Origin of the sequence: Pseudoclavibacter chungangensis (assembly GCF_013410545.1) — a bacterium.
Classification (GTDB): Bacteria; Actinomycetota; Actinomycetes; order Actinomycetales; family Microbacteriaceae; genus Pseudoclavibacter; species Pseudoclavibacter chungangensis.
The window spans coordinates 2,316,443-2,335,625 of record NZ_JACCFV010000001.1 but is presented as its reverse complement, the minus strand read 5'-3'; the positions used below and the strand labels follow the sequence as shown (position 1 = coordinate 2,335,625).

The following is a 19,183-nucleotide window of genomic DNA, read 5'->3' as shown; positions in this document are numbered from 1 at the left end:
CGACGGCAACCAGGGAAGTCTATTACAGATTCTTCGCGAACGTGGACACGACGTCGGACGAGATCGTCTTCAGCGTGTCGGTCGACGGGCCGGGCTGCGCGACGAACGCTGCCTCGCGGTAGTACTGCAGCTCGCGGATCGACTCGAGGATGTCCGCGGTCGCTCGGTGACCACCGTGCTTCTCGGGAGCGTTGAAGTACACCCGCGGATACCAGCGCCGCGAGAGCTCCTTGATGGTCGACACGTCGATGTTGCGGTAGTGCAGGTGCCCGTCGACGAGCGGCATGTACTTCGCGAGGAACATGCGGTCGGTGCCGATCGTGTTCCCCGCGAGCGGTGCCGCGCCGGACGCGGGCACGAAGCGCTTGATGTAGTCGACCACCTGCTGCTCCGCGGTCGCGAGATCGAGGCCGCCCGGGATCTCCTCCAGGAGGCCCGAGGTCGTGTGCATGTCGCGCACGAACTCGCCCATGTGGGCGAGCGCTGCATCTGATGGTTTGATGACCACGTCGAACCCGGGATCGAGGAGATTCAACTCGAAGTCCGTCACGACGACGGCCACCTCGACGAGCTCGTCGACGGACACATCGAGGCCCGTCATCTCGCAGTCGATCCACACGAGCTTGTCATTGCCGTTGCTCATAGAGGGACATCGTAGCCCTGCCCGTCCGCAGAGGCGTCCGCGCGCGAGTGCATCGGATTCCGACACGTCGCCCCATCGGGGCACCGGCTAGGGTTGAGGTGCACTTGCCCTCGTAGCTCAGGGGATAGAGCAGCGGCCTTCTAATCCGCCGGTCGGAGGTTCGAATCCTCCCGGGGGCGCATGCGCGAACAACAAGAACACATCATCGACGCCCTACACGTGCGCCCGAACATCGACCCGAGCGCGGAGATCCGCGAACGGGTCGCGTTCATGCGCGACTACCTCGAAGCCACCGGTGCACGCGGCTTCGTCCTCGGCATCTCGGGTGGGCAGGACTCCTCCCTCCTCGGTCGCCTCGCCCAGCTCGCCGTCGAGTCGGCACGTGCCGACGGGCGCGAGGCCGTGTTCGTCGCCGTCCGACTCCCGCACGGCGTGCAGCAGGACGAGGCCGACGCGCAGCTCGCGCTCGACTTCATCCAGCCCGATGAGCGCGTGACGTTCAACATCCAGCAGGCGACGACGGGCATCGCGGACGAGTTCGCGCTCGAATTGCCCGACCCCATCTCCGACTTCAACAAGGGCAACGTGAAGGCCCGCATCCGCATGGTCGCGCAGTACGCGATCGCGGGCGAACGGGGACTGCTCGTGCTCGGCACGGATCACGCCGCCGAGGCCGTGACCGGGTTCTTCACGAAGTACGGCGACGGCGCCGTCGACCTGACACCCCTCGCCGGGCTCACGAAGGGGCAGGGCAGAGCGCTCCTGCAGGAACTCGGGGCACCGGAGCGGCTGTACGTCAAGGCGCCGACCGCCGACCTGCTCGACGGTCAGCCCGGCCAGACCGACGAGGAGAACCTCGGCCTCCGCTATACCGACATCGACGCGTACCTCGAGGGGCGCGATGTCGAGGTCGAGGCCGCGGAACGCATCGAACGGCTGTTCCACCTCACCCGCCACAAGCGTGCCGTGCCGGTGGCCCCGTACGACTCGTGGTGGCGCGACGACGTCACTGAGTGACGCGGCCGGCACCACGCCGAGCCCTCATCGGCGGAGCACGTCGAACGCGTCCTCGAAGTCGTCGAAGTCGCCGAGCGAGGTGAACCCGCGGCGGTCGGCGTTCATGCGCTTCGCCCGGAACGGGCGGGCGCTCGACTGCAGGTGTTCGACGTAGCCGACGACGGCGCCGTCGCGACGCGTGATGCGCCACAGGGTGGGGTTGACCTGTCGGCGTTCGAGCCCCCGGCGGGTTGTGACGACGTCGACGGCACGGGGGAGCAGGAGTGCGATGGACATGATCGTGTTCCTCTCGTTCGGCGTCGCCGGCCCGGCGCGTGGTGGTGATGTCATGTTCGGGCGACCCTCGGACATTCGGCCTACGCTTGCGTCCCATGACCTCTTACGTTCTCGCCGGCGGCTGCTTCTGGTGCCTCGATGCCGTGTACCGGACGATTCGCGGCGTCCGCGACGTCGTCTCCGGTTACACGGGGGGAGCGACCCCGCACCCGAGCTACGAGGCCGTCTGCACGGGGCGCACCGGCCACGCCGAGGCGGTGCGCGTCGACTTCGACGAGACCGTCGTGCCCGGTGACGTGATCCTCGACATCTTCTTCACGCTCCACGACCCTCGTCAGCTCAACCGACAGGGCGCGGACGTCGGAACCCAGTACCGATCGGGCATGTACTACGCCGACGACGAGCAGCGGGCAGCGTTCGAGGCGGCGCGTGCGCGCGCCGACGAGCTGTGGGACGGCGGCGTCGTGACCGAGATCGAGCCCCTCGGCGAGTTCTGGCCCGCCGAGGACTACCACCAGGACTTCTTCGCGAAGAACCCCGGCCAGGGGTACTGCCAGATGGTCGCGGTGCCGAAGGTGCTCAAGGTCCGGAAGTCGTTCGCGGACTACGTCGTCGCCTGACCCGGGGCCGCCGCGTCGCGTCGTCGTCATCCGCGACATCGTCCGCGCGGGGTGACGTCGGGTGGTGTCGACGTGCGTCCGTACCGATTCCGGGCTGCCGCCGCATGAGCCGCCGCAATCATCGCCGTCCCGTCCGCTGGTGTCTCGCCCGTCACGGTGCCGATGCGGGGCTGTGAGCGAGTGACTGTCCACCGGGGTGCGGTCCGCCCCACGGTCCGCGTGCCCGGGGCGGCACACTCGTGTGACGACCCGGCGGGGAGGATGACCGGCACGGACGCCCCGTCGGGTCGCCATCGCCGCCGGCATCGTGCGGCGCTCGACGGCAGGAGGCACCATGCTCGATCAGATCACCGTCGTGGGCAGGGTCGGCATCGATCCTGAACGCGGGACGACACCGTGGGGTGACCCGCAGGTGTCGTTCCGGATGGCCTCCACGAGGCGGAGACAGAACCGGGAGACGGGCGTCTGGGAGGACGCGCACACGAACTGGTACCGCGTCCGCGCGACGAAGTCGCTCGCCGAGCACGCCGCGGAGGTCGTGCGGCGCGGACAACTGGTCATCGTCGTGGGACGCCTCACGATCCGCACCTGGGAGCGCGACGGTGCGAGGGGGACGGCCGTCGAGATCGACGCCGACTCGATCGGGCTCGATCTCACCCGACACCGTGTGACCCTCGCGTCCGGCGCGTCCGGTGCGTCCGGTGCGTCCGGTGCGTCCGGTGCGTTCGGGACTCCCGGGGTGGTGGATTCGGTGGCGGTGCCCGCAGCGCTCGACGATGCGGCGGCGGAGGAGGCACCGATGCCGACTCCATCGGGTGCGGAAGCACGTCGCTCGGACGTCGGCGACCCGCCGTTCTGACCGGGCGTCGCGGATATTCCGACGGGCGGGCCGCCGGCATGGTGCACGAGAACGTCGGGGCCCGAGACGAGCGCGAGAGGTCCGGCCGACATCGAGGCGGCCTGCTCGCTCGCTCCACATCGCTAGCGGCGCACCCGGATCGTTGCGGCGCGGATCCAGGGGGCGCGCGCCACGGGCCCGTAAGATGTCGCGAGTCGAACCACTCCGGGAGCCCAGCGACATGCCAACACCCCTTCGCCGTCCATCGCGATCGCGACGCGTCGGTGCGGCACTCGTCGTCGCGCTCGCTGCGATCGCGCTCGCCGGGTGTTCGAACGACACCCCGACCCCGTCCCCCGAACCGACCGCGAGCGCGACACCGACGGTCCCGCCGTCGTTCGTGCCCGGCGGCACCGCCGAACAGAACAAGCCCTGGTTCGATCACGTCAACCAGGAGACGCTCACCGCGAACCCCGTCGCGACGTCCCACGAGTTCGTCGACGGGCTCGCGGCGGGAGGGTTCGACAAGGCCGCGATGGAGGTCACGTTCGACCGCACGAACGTCGACCTCGAAGCCGACTACATCATCGTGTCCGTCAAGATCGGCGAGGAATGCCTCATCGGTCAGCGTGGCCCACGTGGCTACACGTCCGAGATCGTGCCGCCGATCTCGACCGGCACGTGCCTCATCGGCGCGACACAGCCCATCACCTGGTAACCGCCAGCCCCGTCCACCAGCGGCGGACGACGCCCGGCTCCGAGCGGGCGCGCCACCGCGCGACCATAGACTGAGAGCCATGGCCGAATACATCTATCAAATGATCCGCGCCCGCAAGGCGGTCGGCGACAAACTCATCCTCGACGACGTCACGATGTCGTTCTTCCCCGGCGCGAAGATCGGTATGGTCGGCCCGAACGGCGCCGGAAAGTCGACGATCCTCAAGATCATGGCCGGTCTCGACTCGCCCTCGAACGGCGACGCGACGCTCACGCCCGGCTTCTCCGTCGGCATCCTCATGCAGGAGCCCGAGCTCGACGAGACGAAGACCGTCCGCGAGAACGTCGAACTCGGCGTCGGCGACATCAAGGGCAAGGTCGACCGGTTCAACGAGATCTCGGCACTCATGGCCGAGCCGGACGCCGACTTCGACGCGCTCATGGAGGAGATGGGCAAGCTCCAGGAGGCGATCGACGCCGCCGACGCGTGGGACCTCGACTCCCAGCTCGAACAGGCGATGGACGCACTTCGCCTGCCCCCGGGGGACGCCGACGTGACCGTGCTCTCCGGTGGCGAGAAGCGCCGCGTCGCCCTGTGCCGCCTGCTCCTCGAGAAGCCGGACCTGCTGCTCCTCGACGAGCCCACGAACCACCTCGACGCCGAGAGCGTGCTCTGGCTCGAGCAGTTCCTGCAGAAGTACCACGGCGCCGTCATCGCCATCACGCACGACCGGTACTTCCTGGACCACGTCGCGCAGTGGATCGCCGAGGTCGACCGTGGTCGCCTCTACCCGTACGAGGGCAACTACTCGACGTACCTCGAGAAGAAGCAGGAGCGCCTGCAGATCCAGGGCCAGAAGGACGCGAAGCTCGCGAAGCGGCTCGCGAGCGAACTCGAGTGGGTGCGCTCGAACGCGAAGGGCCGCCAGGCGAAGTCGAAGGCCCGACTCGCCCGCTACGAGGAGATGGCGACCGAGGCGGAGCGCACGAGGAAGCTCGACTTCGAGGAGATCCAGATCCCGCCGGGGCCCCGCCTCGGCAGCATCGTGATCGAGGCGAAGGACCTCCGCAAGGGCTTCGACGACCGCGTGCTGTTCGACGACCTGTCGTTCTCGCTCCCTCGCAACGGCATCGTCGGCATCATCGGCCCGAACGGTGTCGGAAAGACGACGCTGTTCAAGACGATCGTCGGCCTCGAGCCGCTCGACGGCGGCGACCTCAAGGTGGGCGAGACCGTCAAGCTCTCGTACGTCGACCAGTCCCGCGGCGGCATCGACCCCGACAAGACGCTCTGGCAGGTCGTCTCGGACGGGCTCGACTACATCCAGGTCGGCAACGTCGAGATTCCCTCGCGCGCCTACGTCTCGAAGTTCGGGTTCAAGGGCCCGGACCAGCAGAAGAAGGCAGGTGTGCTCTCCGGTGGTGAGCGCAACCGCCTCAACCTCGCGCTCACGCTCAAGCAGGGCGGCAACGTGCTGCTGCTCGACGAGCCGACGAACGACCTCGACGTCGAAACGCTCTCGAGCCTCGAGAACGCGCTGCTCGAGTTCCCCGGCTGCGCCGTGGTCATCACGCACGACCGGTGGTTCCTCGACCGCATCGCGACGCACATCCTCGCCTACGAGGGCACCGACGAGGAGCCGAGCCGCTGGCACTGGTTCGAGGGCAACTTCGAGGGCTACGAGGAGGACAAGGTGCGCCGCCTCGGCCCCGAGGCCGCGAAGCCCTCGCGCGTGACCTACCGCAAGCTCACGCGCGACTGACCGCAGCGCGACGACGGACGCCGGGCCCGAAGGGGCCCGGCGTCCGTCGTCGGTGCGTCAGCCCGGCCCATCGGGTGAGCACCATCGTGCCGAACGGGAGATCGGGTTCCACCCCGCGGGAGACGCCGGCACGCGATCGAGCCGCGATGCTCGACGGTGTGAACGATGCACGGCACCCGGAGATCGTCCGGGGCGGCCGGTCCGTGCCTCTGTGGGCGGTGTGGGTCGCGCACGCGATCCGGCTGTGCGTGCTCCCTTCGGGCCTCTGGCGGATCGCCCTGGCCCTCGGGGTACCCGTCGGGTTGACGGCCGAGGAACTCCGTGCGTCCTACGACGTGCCTGGCTGGGGCACGCTGCAGATCATCCTGCTGTCCGTCCTCGTCGAGGCGGTCGCACTGCTCGCCCTCGGGCTCGTGCGCCCCTGGGGCGAGGTGTTCCCCCGGTGGCTCCCCGTGCTCGGCGGTCGTCGGGTGCCGATCGCCGCGGCCGTCGTCCCCGCAGCGGGCGGGGCGGTGCTGCTCACGGCGCTCACGACGTGGCAACTCACCGTGTGGGGCGCGACCGACGCGAGCGACCTCACGCTCATTGGGCCGAGCTACGCGCCGCTGCTCGCGTGGGGGCCACTGCTCGGCGTCCTCACGTTCGCGTACGCCCGGCGTCGCCGGTCCGGACTCGGACGAGGGTTCGACGGCGCGCTCGCGGGGGACTAGCGTCGAGGCGTCCCGTCCACGACACAGGAGAACGCATGCGCCACCACGTTCCGATCAGATTGCGCTGGGCGGACCTCGACGCCTACAACCACGTCAACAACTCGACGATGCTGACCCTGCTCGAGGAGTCGCGTGTCCGGGCCTTCTGGGCGTCGCCCGGCGTGGGTGACGGCCCCGAACCGGATCGGCCGCTCGCCGTGATCGACGCCGCGGCGGGCGCGCGCACCCTCACGCTCATCGCGCGCAACGAGGTCGAGTACCTCGCGCCGATCACGTACCAGCCCGAGCCGCTCGACGTGCAACTCTGGTTCGGCAAGCTCGGTGCCGCGAGTGCGGAGGTCTGCTATGAGGTGTGGAGCCCTGTCGGCCCACCCGAATCGGAGCGCACTCGGTACACGATCGCCGCCTCGACGATCGTGTTCATCGATGCCGAGACGAGCAGGCCGCGGCGCATGAGCGACGCGGAACGCGAGGCCTGGACGCCGTTCGTCGAGGAGCCCGTCCGGTTCCGCGGCGCACGCGGCGCCTGAGGCCACGCGTCGGGTTCCCGCTGAGTGCCGGCCCGGCGGCGCGCGCGGCGCTCGGCCGTGGGCCGCGTCACGTTCAGGACGTCGTCGCCGCCGGTGCGGTCTTGAGGCGGACCATGCCCTCCTGGGCGACCGTCGCGACGAGCTCGCCCGTGCGCGTGAAGATGTTCCCGAGCGTGAGGCCCCGGCCGCCCGAGGCGCTCGGCGACGACTCGACGAACAGGAGCCACTCGTCGGCACGCGCCGCCCGGTGCCACCAGACGGCGTGGTCGAGGCTCGCGACGCGCAGCCGCGAGTCCATCCAGGCGATGCCGTGCGCGCGCAGCAGGGGCTCGAGCATCGTGTAGTCGCTCACGTAGGCGATCGCGGCCTGGTGGAGCAGCGGATCGTCCGGGAGGGGGGCGACGGTACGCATCCACACCGCCTGCCCCGTCGCCCGCTCCTCGGCGGGCTGCACGTAGACGGGCTGCTGGACGTGACGCATCTCGAACGGGCGTCGGTGCACCCAGTGCTCGGCGAGTCGCGGGTCGATGCGCTGCAGGGCCTCCGCCTCGCTCGGGAGCTCCTCGGGGCCCGGGATGCCCTCGGGCATCGTGGCCGCGTGCTCGAGCCCGCCCTCGAGGGTCTGGAAGGACGCGATCATCGACCAGATCACGTGCCCGTACTGGTAGGCGCGCACCGAGCGCGTCGAGAACGAGTTGCCGTCGTGGATGCGGTCGACCGCGAACGTGATCGGCTCCGCGATGTCGCCGGGCCGCAGGAAGTACCCGTGCATCGAGTGCACGGGGCGATCGGTCTCGATCGTTCGCATCGCCGCGACGAGTGATTGTGCGGCCACCTGGCCACCGAACACGCGTCCGTTCGGCATCCATTGGCTCGGGCCCGTGAAGATGTCGTTCGAGGTGCGTGCGCCCGTGTCGGTCAGGTCGAGGGTGCGCAGGAAGGCATCGAGCGGGGGAAGCTGCTCGAGGGCGCCCCCGCCGACCGTGGTGCCCTCGGCGAGCCAACCCTCCGGGACGGCGCTTGACGTGGATTCGGTGCTCACCCCGATAGTTTAGGGACGATGACCCCGATGATCCGATTCGACGACGCTCGCGACCTCGCCGATCTCGCGACGTTCCTCGGGCGCGCTGCGAGGGTCGAGGAGGGGGCGGTCCGGCTCCAGGCCGCCGGTGAGGCGCTCGCGGTCTGGGTGCCCGTACTCCGACCGCAGACGATCCTCGACGATTCGCCCGTCGTCATCGGCCTGCGGGTGATGCGGGCATCGGTCGACGGTGCACCGGACACCGATGCGCCCGACGGACAGATCGATGTGACGGTGCCGGTCCGGGCAGTGCTCGACCGTCTCGCACGAGTGGGGGACGAGGCTCGGACGATCCTGGTGCCGCCCGACCGTGTGCGTGAGGCGTGGGCGGCCGTTTCGCCGCCCCGGGGCGGGTGGCGCCGGATCGCCGAGGTCGACTCGACCGAGCTCGCGCGCGTCGCGGAGACGGGTATCGACGACGTCGCGAAGGCGGTCCCCAGCGAACTCGGGACGGCACTCGTCGAGCGGGTGCGCACCGAGACCTGGACGCGCCCGTTGCCCGGAACCGGGCTCGACGACGACGACGCCCCCGTCGCCGGTGTCGCGTTCGCGGCACATGCGCTCGGGTTCCTCGTCGAGCCCGAGCCCGTCGCGCTCTCGGCGTCGGCCGGTTGGCTCCGACTCTCCCTCCGGCGTGGTCACGTCCTGTCTCGCGCACGCCGCGTGGAGCGTCTCGCGCACCCGTCGCACGGCTGACCGTCTTCTCGCCCGCCCTCGCCCCGAGAACCGGGACTCCCGCCGGGGGTGACCCGCCGGTAGTCTTTCGCGGGGCCCGTGCACGCGGAAGTCCGGGCCCGTGTCGAAAGGAAACCGAGTGGAACGAAGCATCGAGGCCATCAAGTCGGACATCTTCGCGCGGAATGCCGGCGAACCCGAGTTCCACCAGGCGGTCGCAGAAGTCCTCGATTCGCTCCAACCGGTCATCGAACGGCACCCCGAGTACTTCGAGCTCGCGATCATCCGTCGACTCACGGAGCCCGAACGGCAGATCATCTTCCGGGTGCCGTGGGTCGACGACAACGGTCACGTGCAGGTCAACCGCGGCTTCCGCGTCGAGTTCAGCTCGGCGCTCGGACCGTACAAGGGCGGACTCCGGTTCCACCCGTCGGTGAACCTCGGCATCGTGAAGTTCCTCGGCTTCGAGCAGATCTTCAAGAACGCGCTCACGGGCATGCCGATCGGTGGCGGCAAGGGCGGCAGCGACTTCGACCCGCGCGGCCGGAGCGAACGCGAGATCATGGCGTTCTGCCAGTCGTTCATGACCGAGCTCTACCGCCACATCGGCGAGCACACGGACGTGCCGGCGGGCGACATCGGCGTGGGCGGCCGCGAGATCGGCTACATGTTCGGACAGTACAAGCGGCTCACGAACCGCTTCGAGGCCGGTGTCCTCACGGGCAAGGGCATGACGTGGGGCGGTTCGCTCGTCCGGCCCGAGGCGACCGGATACGGCACGGTGCTCTTCGCGAGGGCCATGCTCGAGACGCGAGGCGAGTCGCTCGAGGGCAAGCGCGTGACCGTGTCCGGTTCGGGTAACGTCGCGATCTACGCGATCGAGAAGGCGCAGGAGTTCGGCGCGCTCGTGCTCTCGGCGTCGGACTCCTCGGGCGCGATCCACGACCCCGACGGCATCGACCTCGACCTCCTGAAGCAGATCAAGCTCGTCGAGCGCGGTCGCATCGGCGAGTACGTCGATCGACGGGGCGGCCGGGCGGCGTTCCTCGAGGCCGACGGTTCGGTCTGGAACATCCCGACCGACGTCGCGCTGCCGTGTGCGACGCAGAACGAGCTCGACGGTGACGCCGCGCGCGCGCTCATCGAGCACGGCGTGCGGGTCGTCGCGGAGGGCGCGAACATGCCCTGCACGCCGGAGGCGGTCGAATTGCTGCAGGCCGATCCGGTCGCACTGTTCGGGCCCGCGAAGGCGGCGAACGCGGGTGGCGTCGCGACGAGCGCGCTCGAGATGCAGCAGAACGCGTCGCGTGACTCGTGGTCGTTCGAGCACACGGAGGAGCGGCTGTCGGAGATCATGGCCGACGTGCACGACCGCTGCCGGACGACCGCGAAGGAGTACGGCGACCCCGACAACTACGTGCTCGGCGCCAACATCGCCGGATTCACGAAGGTCGTGGACGCCATGATCGCCCAGGGCGTCGTCTGATCCTCGCGCCGGTTGGTCGTCGCGCGGCATGATCGTCGCGCGGCGGTCAGCCCCGTCGGCGGTCGCGCGCGGCCGCGTCGAGGCGGCCGAGTGCCGCGTCGATGAGTCGCACGGCGCGTTCGCGCGGCATCCGGGAATCGCCCTCGGCGACGCGGGCCACAGCGATCCCGTCCGTGAGGGCGAGGAGTCCCGCCGCATCGTCGGGGCCGACCTCCGGGCCGTAGGCGTGCCGGAGGAGCTCGAGCAGTATGCGCTCCGCCTCGAGCCACGAGGCGGTGTGCGCCGCGCGGATGCGGTCGTCGACGCACGCGCGAGCGGCGAACACGGTCCAGACGATCGCGTTCTCGACATCGTCCGTCTCGTTGTCGGGGTCGGCGCACGCGATCGCGGTCAGGAACGCGGCGACGAGGTCTCGGGCGTCGCCGCTCCCGTCCGCGAGTGACTCGACGCGCGTGCGGAACCGTTCGACGACGGCATCCATCGCGCCGAGCAGTAGGTCTTCCTTCGTGTGGAAGTGGTGCTGCACCGCGCCGACCGACACGTCGGCCTCGGTCGCGACGTTCCTCACGGTCGTCGAGTCCGGCCCGCGGCTCGTGACGAGGCGGAGGACGGCCTCGACGATCCGTCGACGAGTCGGTTCGTCACGCATGCCATCACCCCGATCCGTGGAAATACGATCGTATGGTAGCGTCGCGGCCATGAGCAATACGAGCGTATTGGCCACTGGTTCCGGCAGTCCGCGTCCCGGTCGACGCATCGATGCCCTCGACGTGGCCAGGGGTATCGCGATCCTCGGCACGCTCTGGACGAACATCTGGATCTTCACGCACCCCGACGGCCTGCTCGGCATGCTCCTCGACCCGGTCGTGCCGGGGACGGGGACGGGGGAGGTGCTCGCGCAGCTCGCGATCATGGCGCTCAGTCAGGGCAAGTTCCTCGCGCTGCTCACGCTCATGTTCGGGATGGGTCTCGCGATCCAGTTCGACTCGGCCGAGCGGCGCGGGATCCGGTGGCCGGGCGGCTACCTGTGGCGAGCGTTCCTCCTGCTCGTCGACGGCGTGATCAACTACGTGCTCATCGCCGAGTTCGATGTCCTCATGGGCTACGCCGTGACCGGGGCGATCGTCGCGTGGCTGCTCCTCACGCGCCCCCGCACCCAGCGCGCCCTCATCATCGTGTTCGGGGCCCTGCACGCCCTCGTCATCACGCTCGTCGTCGTGGTCGTCGCACTCACATCGGGCGGTGAGGCCGCATCGGTCCCCGTGGGAACCACGCCGTACGCGCACGGATCGTTCCTCGACCTCGTCGCGTTCCGGCTCGACAACCTCGCGCTCTTCCGCGCCGAACCGATCCTCATCGGCTTCCTCACGCTCGCGATGTTCCTGCTCGGCGCCGCGCTCCACCGCGCGGCCGTCTTCGCGCCCGAGAGCGGCCGGCTCCGGAAGCGGCTGATGATCGTCGGCGCGATCGCCCTCCCCGTCGACCTCGTGCTCGGCACGGTCGGTGGGGCGGCCGGGATGCTCGCCGAGCGCTATCTCGCGGCACCGCTCGTCGCGCTCGGACTCCTTGGCCTCATCGCCGAGTGGTGCGTGCGACAGGGGACCGACGGGTGGGTCGCCCGGCGGCTCCGCGAGGTCGGACGCACGGCGCTCACGTGCTACCTCCTGCAGAATCTCGTCGCCGGTGCGCTGTTCTACGGCTGGGGGCTCGGGCTCGCGGGCGATCTCGTCGCGTGGCGCCTGCCCGTCACGATGGCCGGATACGTCGTGGTGGCCGCCGTCGTCATGGTGTTCGCCCACCTCTGGCTCCGGCGCTTCCGCCTCGGCCCCGTCGAGTGGCTCTGGAAGCAGGGGGCGAGGATCGTGCCGGATCGCCCGCGAGCCGCGCCGGACCATCGGCCCGTGGTGAAGGCCGAGAGCGGCGGGGTGCGCGGGTGATCGTCAGAACTGCGGCTGGAACACGGCGAACCCGACGGCGACGAGCGTGATCGCGGTCGCGAGGATGCCGAACCCGTACCAGCGGTGGAGGATCGTCGTGAACCCCTCGTCGAGCTCGTCCTGTTCGGCCCGCACCGCGAGGCGATTCTGCATGGGGACGAGCAGGACGAACCAGATGACGCCCGCCGTGATGAAGCTCGTCTCGGCACCCCGTACCCAAGCGTCGTGGTGGCCCAGCTGTTCGGTGAGGAACAGGCCGCTGATGACCGCGAGGAAGATGCCGGGCGCCGTGAAGAACACATCGGCCCACGTGACGGCCCGCGCGGCGAACCGGAGGACCTGGCGGTCGCCCGTGCGCTCGGCCATGTAGGTCCAGGCCTCGGTGACGATGATGTTGCCGACCACGAGCACGGCGCCGAGGACGAGGCCGAACAGCAGGAGACTCGTCGGCACCGCGTCGGCGGGAAGCAGGTCGATGCCGCCGAGCACGCGGGTCGAGACGGTCATGGTCATGCCGAGCACGATGACGCCGAGCAGCCACTTCGTGCTCGTGTGCAGGCGGGGTCGGGGCCGGGTGTCCGGTGGTGCCGTGGTCATGTCGTCGGATCCTCTCGATCGGGTGTGGGAGGTATCGGGGGCGGTCGGGCGGTGCTCCGCCGGTCAGGTCCAGGCCGTGAGACCGAGGGCCAGTAGTACGAAGCCGAGCAGCTGGAGGGACGCGCGGGCGACCTGGAACACGTCCCAGCGGCGGCGCATGCGAATGAACGAGTCGGACGCGGTGGTCTCGGTCATGCGTCCCGTGCGGAGGTTGATCGGCACGTTGCCGACGATGGTCACGACGAGCGCGACAGCGAGACTCGTGGCCGCGGTCACCAGCAGTGGTGTCGGGGTCGCGATCGCGGCGGCGACGCCGAGTGCGGCCGCGGCGGTCATGCCCACGGGCATCACGCGGCCGAACGTCCGCAGGAGTCCCTTCTCGAACACGAGCTGGTCGTCCGGCGCGAGGCGGCGGATGACGGGGTGGACGAACGCGGCGGAGCCGAACTCGGCGGAGCCGACGAAGCCGACCACGAGGACGGCGGCGAGTTGCAGCGGGGTCATCGTGGCTCCGTTCGGCGGTGCTGATCGGTAGTGAACTATCTATTTCGGATAGTAGTAGTATCCACACGAGGATCGCAAGGATGGGTCGAGATGACGGAACGGGGTCACGACGTGGTGGAACGGCAGCAGGGCGAGATGCGGATGGCGGAACTCGCCCGGCGTTCGGGTCTGAGCGTGGCGACGATCAAGTTCTATCTGCGCGAGGGCCTCCTCCCGCACGGGACCCGCACGGGCGTCAACCAGGCCGTCTACGGCACATCACACCTCGAGCGGCTCAGGCTCATTCGGGCGCTCGCGAGGGTCGCGGGGCTTCCGCTGCACACGATCCGCACGGTGCTCGACGCGCTCGACGAGGGGCCGTCCGTGCTCGACGCGATGGCGATCACGCAGGACGCGCTCGTCGGGGAAGTGGAGGGGAGCGAACCCGACACCGAGGCGCGTCGGCGACTCGCCGAGGTCGTCCGCGCACGCGGGTGGAACTGTGAGCCGGGTTCGCCCGCCTACCTCGCCGCCGAACGGGCCATCGCCGATCTGCAGGCGGAGGAGCTCGACGAGCTCCTCGCGCACCTCGACGACTACGCACGGATCGCGGACGAGGTCGGGCGGCTGGATCTGCAGGCCGTCGCGTCGCTCGGCCGGCTCGACGTCATGATCCGGGGTGTCGTCCTCGGAAGTGTCCTCCGGCGCACCCTGCTCGACACGTTCGTGCTGCTCGCCCAGCAGCACCACGCGAACGCACCGCGCGTCGCGGAACCGGTCGCGATCGACGGCTCGTGACGTGCGGTCCGGATCGCGCCCCCGCGACCCGCTTCGTTAGCATCGTGGTGTGAAGACGATGATCCGGAACATCGCCCTCGGGCTCGTCGTCCGGGACGGCTTCGTGTTGGGGGAGGAGTACCCCGCGCGCTCGGGCCACGAGCTCTTCGTCCGCGTGCCGGGTGGTGGGATCGACTACGGCGAACACTCCGTCGACGCGGTTCGTCGCGAGTTCGCCGAGGAGCTCGCGGTCGAGGTCCGCGAGGCGCGACTGCTCGGCGTTCTCGAGAGCCACTTCATGCGCGGTGAACGTGTCGGCCACGAGTACGCACACGTCTTCGCCGTCACGAGCCCCGATCTCGACGCCTGGCCGATCGAGGAGCGACGCCCCGTGCTCGACAGCGACACCGTCGCCGGCTGGTTCCCACTCGAGGCGCTCGCGGCCGGGCGGCCACCCCTGTACCCGGACGGCGCGGTCGCGTTCGCGGAACGGCTGCGGGGGCACACGGCGACCAACCGGTAGCGGGCGCATCGATCGTCGTCGGCGCACGTTCGTTCGACGCGCGATGCGAGCCCGCTCGGTGATGCGGTCGCGTGGCCCCGGGGTCTGTGGCGTCCGATCCCGGTGGCGTCAGGCCCCGGTCGATGCGCCGGCCCCGGTCGGAGGCTCGGGCGTGGGCTCGAACGTGTTGACCATGGCGGTCGAGGCGCGGCCGAAGTAGTCGAGCATCGTCGCACGGTTCATGGGCGACACGATGCCGTCGGCGACCAGTTCGTCGACGGCCGTGGTCATGTGCCGGAGCCAGCGGTCACGCGCGTCCGGGTTGACGTGGAACGCGACGTGCCGCATGCGGAGCCTCGGGTGGCCGCGCGCGTCCGAGTACGTCGTCGGCCCGCCGAAGTACTGTGCGAGGAAGGTCGACAGGCGCAGAACGGCGCCCTCGAGATCGTCCTGCGGATACATGGGCCACAGCACCTCGTCGTGCTGCACCCGCTCGTAGAACGCCGTGACGAGGCGCTCGAACGTCGGCATGCCGCCCACGTCGTCGTAGAGCGTGGGGAGGGCCGAGCGCCCGTCGCTCCCACGGAGCCCGATCGGTGTGCCGCTCACGAGCGGCCGTCCTCGTCGTCCGAGTCGGTCCGCGGCCGGGGCTGCGGCTCGGCGTCGCGGTGGACGACGTGCGGTCGGCGACCGGACGGCGGTGTGAGTCCGTTCGGGCCGTCGAGTACGATCGTGTTGAGCGGCGGCAGCGAGATGTGGGCGTCCTTGAACGCCGTCTGGAGTCGCGCGCGCAGCTCGCGTTCGATGTCCCATCGGGCTCCGGCCCGCGTGCGGGCCACGAGACGCACGACGACGGCCTCCGCAGACAGCGTCTCGAGCCCCCAGATCGATGGCCGCTCGATGAACTTCTCCGCCCAGTCGGGGTCGTCCGCGAGCGTCGTCGCGGTCTCGAGCATGACCTCCTCGATGTGGTCGCGGTCGAGGTCGTACGGCACGGCGAGGTCGATGATCGCCCGGTTCCAGCCCTGCGAGTTGCTGCCGACGCGCTGCACCTCGCCGTTCCGGACGAACCAGAGCGTGCCGTGCACGTCGCGAACCTGCGTCACGCGGATCCCGACGTTCTCGACGACACCGCTCGCGAGTCCCATGTCGACGTCGTCGCCCACACCGAGCTGGTCCTCGACCACCATGAACAGGCCGTTCAGGACATCACCGACGATGCGCTGTGCGCCGAAACCGAGCCCCGCACCGACCGCGGCGGACAGCAGCGAGAGGGAGGCGAGGATGCCCGGATCCACCTTGCCGATGATGAGGAAGACGACGACGATCACGACGACGACCGTCACGATGTTCGTCAGCAGGGACCCGATCGTGCGGGTGCGCTGCACGGTCCGGACGGCCGCCAGCGGTGAGCTGATCGCGAGCGACTGCGTGTCCTGCGCACCGCGGCGCTTCTTCACACCGTGCACGATCTCGTCGACGCTGCGGTCGATGATCTTGATGAGACCCCAGCGGATGACGAATCCCGCCGCGATGTAGACGACGATCCAGATGGGCACCCGGAACGGCGTGAGGGTCGTGACGAGGTTGTTCCAGAACTCAAGCATGGCGGAACGATTCTAGGTGCCCCCACCGTGGGGGAATCCTGGGGCGGTCGGGCACACGGTCGGTCCCGCCGCGTCGCCGCGCGACATGCTCGAGGCCGCCCGCGCGACGCGGACGGCCTCGAGCGGGCGTGGCGTCGATCAGTCCTCGGCGTCGCGCTCCTGCGCGCGCAGCGAGCGCTCGATACCGGCGAGCCCCTCGATCACGAGTCGACGTAGCGCGGCCGGCGCGTCCTCGTGCGCGGCGAGCCACGACCGCGCCGCGTCGCGCACGTACGCGTCCGCGAGCTCGCTCGGGAAGAGTCCCTCGATGAGCTCCTCCGCGATGCTGAAGCTGCGCTCCTCCCAGATGCTGCCGATCGTCGCGAAGTATCGCGCGACGTAGGGGCGGAGCACGGCGTCGTCGCCACCGCGGTAGAACCCCGCCGCGGTCGCGCGGACGATCGCGTTCGGCGCGTCGGTGCGGGTGACGACGCGCTCCCACGCCGCCTCCTTCGCCTCGGCCGTCGGGATCGACGCGAGGGCCCGGGCGGCGGCGCGCTGACCGTCGGCCGTGTTGTCCTCCTGCAGTCGCGCGTCGATGTCCGCGGCCGTGCGTCGACCGCCCGACGTGAGTGCGACGACGAGTTCCCAACCCAGGTCCGTGTCGATCTCGAGGCCGGGCAGCGAGGTCTCGCCCGTGAGCAGGGCCTCGGCCGCATCGAGCTGCGCCGCCGAGTGGGCCTGGGCGGCGAACGCCTTGACGAACGCGAACTGCGCGTCCGAGCCGGCCTCGGCGCGCTGCGCGAGCTCCCAGAGCTCGTCCGCGACGACCTCGATGATCTCGCCGCGATCGTCGGCGGCCGTGTAGAAGCGCGCCGCGGTCGCGAGCTGGCCGAGGACTGTGCGTCGCGTCGTCGATTCCGTCTCGGCGCCGATCGCACCGATCACGAGGCGCACGAACTCCCGCGGCCGCAGCTCCGCGTCACGCGTCGCGTCCCAGGCGCTGCCGTAGACGAGCGCGCGGGCGAGCGGCGACGCGAACGAGGCGAGGCCGTTCGCGGCCGCCCGGAACGACTCGTCGTCGAGACGGATCTTCGCGTACGCGAGATCGTCGTCGTTCAGCAGGATCACGGCCGGCCGACGGCGCCCGACGAGCTCGGGCACGTGCGTCGACTCGCCGTCGACATCGAGTTCGATCCGGTCGACGCGGACGAGCGTGCCGTCCTGCGGTTCGTACAGGCCGATCGCGAGGCGGTGCGGCCGAATGGTCGGGTACTCGGGGGTGGCGGACTGCTCGATGGAGAACGTCCGCACGAGCCCCTCGCCGTCCACGTCGATCTCGACGCGGAGCGTGTTCACCCCGGCGGTCGAGAGCCACTTCGCGGCCCACTCGTCGAGGTCGCGTCCGCTCGCGCGCTCGAGCTCGACGAGCAGGTCCGAGAGTTCCGTGTTCCCCCAGCCGTGAGCCCGGAAGTACTGCGCGACACCCTGGAAGAAGGCCTCACGGCCGACCCAGAAGAACAGCTGCTTGAGGACGGAGCCGCCCTTGGCGTACGTGATGCCGTCGAAGTTCACGAGCACGTCGTGCAGATCGTTGATCTCGGCGACGATCGGGTGCGTCGAGGGGAGCTGGTCCTGCCGGTACGCCCAGCTCTTCTCGCTCGCGTTGAACGTGGTCCACGCCTCGGTCCACTCGGTCGCTTCGGCACTCGCGATCGTCGAGATGAACTCGGCGAAGGACTCGTTGAGCCACAGGTCGTTCCACCACTTCATCGTGACGAGGTCGCCGAACCACATGTGGGCGAGCTCGTGCAGGATCGTGATGACGCGACGCTCGCGCACGGCGTCCTCGACCTTGGAACGGAACACGTAGGCCTCGGTGAACGTCACGCAGCCCGCGTTCTCCATCGCGCCCGCGTTGAACTCGGGAACGAAGAGCTGGTCGTATTTCGCGAACGGGTAGGGACCCTGGAAGTTCTGCTCGTAATAGGCGAAACCGCGCTTCGTGATGTCGAAGATGTATTCGGCATCCAGGTGCTCCGCGAGCGATGCGCGGCAGAACACGCCGAGCGGGATGGTGCGCCCGTCGCTCGAGGTCAGTTCGTCACGCTGCACGACGTAGGGGCCGGCGACGAGCGCCGTGATGTAGCTCGAGATGCGCGGCGTCGCGGGGAAGTGCCACACCGATCGCTCGGCGTCGACCACGACGGGCTCGGGCGTCGGCTGGTTCGAGACGACCTGCCACCGCGACGGAGCCGTCACGTGGAACGTGAACTGCGCCTTGAGGTCGGGCTGTTCGAACACCGCGAAGACGCGACGCGAGTCCGGCACCTCGAACTGCGTGTAGAGATACACCTCGCCGTCGACCGGGTCGACGAAGCGGTGGAGCCCCTCGCCCGTGTTCATGTAGACGGCATCGGCCTCGACGACGAGCTCGTTGCGCTCGCGGAGGCCGGGCAGCTGGATCCGCGTGCCGTCCGCGACGACCGCGGGGTCGAGCTCCTCACCGTTCAGCTCGACCCGGTGCACCTGCCTCGTGATGGCATCGATGAAGGTCGACGAACCGGGCTCGGCATCGAAGTGCACGACCGTCGTGGAACGGAACGTCTCGTCGCCGGTCGTGAGATCGAGGGTCACATCGTAGTGGTGAACGTCGACGACCGCGCGGCGCTCCTGCGCCTCGAGGTGTGTCAGGTTCTCTCCGGGCATCCTTGATCCTCCGTGCGGGCGCTCGTGCCGCAGGGCCCGAGACGGCTTACAGAAACTGCCCAAAGCCTAGTGCCGGCGCCCGCGTGCGGTCGCCGACGGTCGCGCGTGCCACGCGGATTCCGTGGCCGTACGGAACGCCGTCGCACGGTTGTGCGGTGCCGTGTGCACCGTCGTTCCGCGCGCCGGCCCGGATCACGGCGCCGATTCCGGCCGTTCGCCGGAAGCGTGACGGGGCG

21 protein-coding genes and 1 tRNA gene are annotated in these 19,183 nt (G+C 69.8%); 13 read left to right on the top strand and 9 right to left on the bottom strand.

The features are described from left to right. Positions 1–22: 22 nt before the first annotated feature. Positions 23–643, bottom strand: a complete 621-nt coding sequence (orn, locus tag HNR16_RS10505; protein WP_158040619.1) for an oligoribonuclease — start codon at positions 641–643, stop codon at positions 23–25. 106 nt (positions 644–749) lie between these two features. Here orn and HNR16_RS10500 point away from each other — a divergent pair. Then, positions 750–822: transfer RNA gene (locus HNR16_RS10500), tRNA-Arg, on the top strand. 1 nt (position 823) lies between these two features. Continuing rightward, entirely contained in the window at positions 824–1,660 is an 837-nt protein-coding gene (gene nadE, locus HNR16_RS10495; RefSeq protein ID WP_158040618.1) for an ammonia-dependent NAD(+) synthetase, read from the top strand. 24 nt (positions 1,661–1,684) lie between these two features. Here the strand turns inward: nadE and HNR16_RS10490 are convergent, their stop codons facing one another. Further along, the gene (locus tag HNR16_RS10490) at positions 1,685–1,936 is read right to left on the bottom strand and encodes a hypothetical protein (protein ID WP_225737858.1); all 252 of its coding nucleotides are present in this window, start codon (positions 1,934–1,936) and stop codon (positions 1,685–1,687) included. Between the two features lie 95 nt (positions 1,937–2,031). Here HNR16_RS10490 and msrA point away from each other — a divergent pair, with 95 nt between their 5' ends. The 6 genes from msrA (at position 2,032) to HNR16_RS10460 (ending at position 7,114) form a co-directional block, all read left to right on the top strand. Continuing rightward, the gene (msrA, locus tag HNR16_RS10485) at positions 2,032–2,556 is read left to right on the top strand and encodes a peptide-methionine (S)-S-oxide reductase MsrA (RefSeq protein ID WP_158040617.1); all 525 of its coding nucleotides are present in this window, start codon (positions 2,032–2,034) and stop codon (positions 2,554–2,556) included. Between the two features lie 334 nt (positions 2,557–2,890). Then, positions 2,891–3,415, top strand: a complete 525-nt coding sequence (locus HNR16_RS10480) for a single-stranded DNA-binding protein (RefSeq protein WP_158040616.1) — start codon at positions 2,891–2,893, stop codon at positions 3,413–3,415. A gap of 220 nt (positions 3,416–3,635) precedes the next feature. Then, positions 3,636–4,112, top strand: a complete 477-nt coding sequence (locus tag HNR16_RS10475; RefSeq protein ID WP_158040615.1) for a DUF6993 domain-containing protein — start codon at positions 3,636–3,638, stop codon at positions 4,110–4,112. Positions 4,113–4,191: 79 nt separating this feature from the next. Continuing rightward, positions 4,192–5,874 (top strand): energy-dependent translational throttle protein EttA, encoded by a 1,683-nt coding sequence (gene ettA, locus HNR16_RS10470; protein WP_158040614.1) that lies wholly within the window; start codon positions 4,192–4,194, stop codon positions 5,872–5,874. A gap of 158 nt (positions 5,875–6,032) precedes the next feature. Continuing rightward, on the top strand, positions 6,033–6,584 hold the full coding sequence (locus HNR16_RS10465) for a hypothetical protein (RefSeq protein ID WP_218868431.1): 552 nt from the start codon (positions 6,033–6,035) through the stop codon (positions 6,582–6,584). A 35-nt stretch (positions 6,585–6,619) separates the two neighbouring features. Next, complete coding sequence (locus tag HNR16_RS10460; RefSeq protein WP_158040613.1) at positions 6,620–7,114, top strand: acyl-CoA thioesterase; 495 nt, start codon at positions 6,620–6,622, stop codon at positions 7,112–7,114. A 73-nt stretch (positions 7,115–7,187) separates the two neighbouring features. Here HNR16_RS10460 and HNR16_RS10455 read toward each other — a convergent pair whose 3' ends face one another. After that, positions 7,188–8,051, bottom strand: coding sequence for an acyl-CoA thioesterase (locus tag HNR16_RS10455; protein ID WP_225737861.1), 864 nt, complete (start codon positions 8,049–8,051; stop codon positions 7,188–7,190). A gap of 132 nt (positions 8,052–8,183) precedes the next feature. Between HNR16_RS10455 and HNR16_RS10450 the strand changes: the two genes are divergently transcribed. Together HNR16_RS10450 and gdhA are read left to right on the top strand one after the other, a co-directional pair. Beyond that, entirely contained in the window at positions 8,184–8,891 is a 708-nt protein-coding gene (locus tag HNR16_RS10450; protein WP_225737857.1) for a DUF8185 domain-containing protein, read from the top strand. Between the two features lie 118 nt (positions 8,892–9,009). Next, positions 9,010–10,356: an NADP-specific glutamate dehydrogenase gene (gene gdhA / locus HNR16_RS10445; RefSeq protein WP_158040611.1), complete on the top strand. Its 1,347-nt coding sequence runs from the start codon at positions 9,010–9,012 to the stop codon at positions 10,354–10,356. Between the two features lie 46 nt (positions 10,357–10,402). Here the strand turns inward: gdhA and HNR16_RS10440 are convergent, their stop codons facing one another. Then, entirely contained in the window at positions 10,403–11,005 is a 603-nt protein-coding gene (locus tag HNR16_RS10440) for a TetR/AcrR family transcriptional regulator (protein ID WP_179558203.1), read from the bottom strand. Positions 11,006–11,054: 49 nt separating this feature from the next. On the opposite strand from HNR16_RS10440, the gene HNR16_RS10435 reads away from it, so the two are divergent. After that, on the top strand, positions 11,055–12,293 hold the full coding sequence (locus tag HNR16_RS10435; protein ID WP_158040609.1) for a DUF418 domain-containing protein: 1,239 nt from the start codon (positions 11,055–11,057) through the stop codon (positions 12,291–12,293). Positions 12,294–12,296: 3 nt separating this feature from the next. Here the strand turns inward: HNR16_RS10435 and HNR16_RS10430 are convergent, their stop codons facing one another. Both HNR16_RS10430 and HNR16_RS10425 read right to left on the bottom strand, forming a co-directional pair. After that, positions 12,297–12,890, bottom strand: coding sequence for a DUF2269 family protein (locus HNR16_RS10430; protein ID WP_158040608.1), 594 nt, complete (start codon positions 12,888–12,890; stop codon positions 12,297–12,299). A gap of 63 nt (positions 12,891–12,953) precedes the next feature. Then, the gene (locus HNR16_RS10425) at positions 12,954–13,394 is read right to left on the bottom strand and encodes an anthrone oxygenase family protein (protein ID WP_158040607.1); all 441 of its coding nucleotides are present in this window, start codon (positions 13,392–13,394) and stop codon (positions 12,954–12,956) included. 90 nt (positions 13,395–13,484) lie between these two features. Here HNR16_RS10425 and HNR16_RS10420 point away from each other — a divergent pair, with 90 nt between their 5' ends. Both HNR16_RS10420 and HNR16_RS10415 read left to right on the top strand, forming a co-directional pair. Next, a complete protein-coding gene (locus HNR16_RS10420) occupies positions 13,485–14,171 on the top strand; it encodes a MerR family transcriptional regulator (RefSeq protein WP_218868430.1) in 687 nt (228 codons plus the stop codon). Between the two features lie 58 nt (positions 14,172–14,229). After that, complete coding sequence (locus HNR16_RS10415) at positions 14,230–14,673, top strand: NUDIX domain-containing protein (RefSeq protein WP_225737860.1); 444 nt, start codon at positions 14,230–14,232, stop codon at positions 14,671–14,673. A 108-nt stretch (positions 14,674–14,781) separates the two neighbouring features. On the opposite strand, the gene HNR16_RS10410 is transcribed toward HNR16_RS10415, so the two are convergent. From HNR16_RS10410 to pepN, 3 genes are all read right to left on the bottom strand, one after another. Beyond that, positions 14,782–15,261: a globin gene (locus HNR16_RS10410; protein ID WP_179558009.1), complete on the bottom strand. Its 480-nt coding sequence runs from the start codon at positions 15,259–15,261 to the stop codon at positions 14,782–14,784. Further along, the gene (locus HNR16_RS10405; RefSeq protein WP_158040604.1) at positions 15,258–16,259 is read right to left on the bottom strand and encodes a mechanosensitive ion channel family protein; all 1,002 of its coding nucleotides are present in this window, start codon (positions 16,257–16,259) and stop codon (positions 15,258–15,260) included. The genes HNR16_RS10410 and HNR16_RS10405 overlap by 4 nt, the downstream gene beginning before the upstream one ends. A gap of 138 nt (positions 16,260–16,397) precedes the next feature. Next, entirely contained in the window at positions 16,398–18,947 is a 2,550-nt protein-coding gene (gene pepN / locus HNR16_RS10400) for an aminopeptidase N (protein WP_158040603.1), read from the bottom strand. Between the last annotated feature and the right edge of the window lie 236 nt (positions 18,948–19,183).

What these genes read in the sequence shown, in the direction of transcription:
- orn (WP_158040619.1), bottom strand. Translation starts at nt 643, where the DNA reads ATGAGCAACGGCAATGACAAGCTCGTGTGGATCGACTGCGAGATGACG.
- nadE (WP_158040618.1), top strand. Translation starts at nt 824, where the DNA reads ATGCGCGAACAACAAGAACACATCATCGACGCCCTACACGTGCGCCCG.
- HNR16_RS10490 (WP_225737858.1), bottom strand. Translation starts at nt 1,936, where the DNA reads ATGTCCATCGCACTCCTGCTCCCCCGTGCCGTCGACGTCGTCACAACC.
- msrA (WP_158040617.1), top strand. Translation starts at nt 2,032, where the DNA reads ATGACCTCTTACGTTCTCGCCGGCGGCTGCTTCTGGTGCCTCGATGCC.
- HNR16_RS10480 (WP_158040616.1), top strand. Translation starts at nt 2,891, where the DNA reads ATGCTCGATCAGATCACCGTCGTGGGCAGGGTCGGCATCGATCCTGAA.
- HNR16_RS10475 (WP_158040615.1), top strand. Translation starts at nt 3,636, where the DNA reads ATGCCAACACCCCTTCGCCGTCCATCGCGATCGCGACGCGTCGGTGCG.
- ettA (WP_158040614.1), top strand. Translation starts at nt 4,192, where the DNA reads ATGGCCGAATACATCTATCAAATGATCCGCGCCCGCAAGGCGGTCGGC.
- HNR16_RS10460 (WP_158040613.1), top strand. Translation starts at nt 6,620, where the DNA reads ATGCGCCACCACGTTCCGATCAGATTGCGCTGGGCGGACCTCGACGCC.
- HNR16_RS10450 (WP_225737857.1), top strand. Translation starts at nt 8,184, where the DNA reads ATGATCCGATTCGACGACGCTCGCGACCTCGCCGATCTCGCGACGTTC.
- HNR16_RS10440 (WP_179558203.1), bottom strand. Translation starts at nt 11,005, where the DNA reads ATGCGTGACGAACCGACTCGTCGACGGATCGTCGAGGCCGTCCTCCGC.
- HNR16_RS10435 (WP_158040609.1), top strand. Translation starts at nt 11,055, where the DNA reads ATGAGCAATACGAGCGTATTGGCCACTGGTTCCGGCAGTCCGCGTCCC.
- HNR16_RS10430 (WP_158040608.1), bottom strand. Translation starts at nt 12,890, where the DNA reads ATGACCACGGCACCACCGGACACCCGGCCCCGACCCCGCCTGCACACG.
- HNR16_RS10425 (WP_158040607.1), bottom strand. Translation starts at nt 13,394, where the DNA reads ATGACCCCGCTGCAACTCGCCGCCGTCCTCGTGGTCGGCTTCGTCGGC.
- HNR16_RS10420 (WP_218868430.1), top strand. Translation starts at nt 13,485, where the DNA reads ATGACGGAACGGGGTCACGACGTGGTGGAACGGCAGCAGGGCGAGATG.
- HNR16_RS10415 (WP_225737860.1), top strand. Translation starts at nt 14,230, where the DNA reads ATGATCCGGAACATCGCCCTCGGGCTCGTCGTCCGGGACGGCTTCGTG.
- HNR16_RS10405 (WP_158040604.1), bottom strand. Translation starts at nt 16,259, where the DNA reads ATGCTTGAGTTCTGGAACAACCTCGTCACGACCCTCACGCCGTTCCGG.
- pepN (WP_158040603.1), bottom strand. Translation starts at nt 18,947, where the DNA reads ATGCCCGGAGAGAACCTGACACACCTCGAGGCGCAGGAGCGCCGCGCG.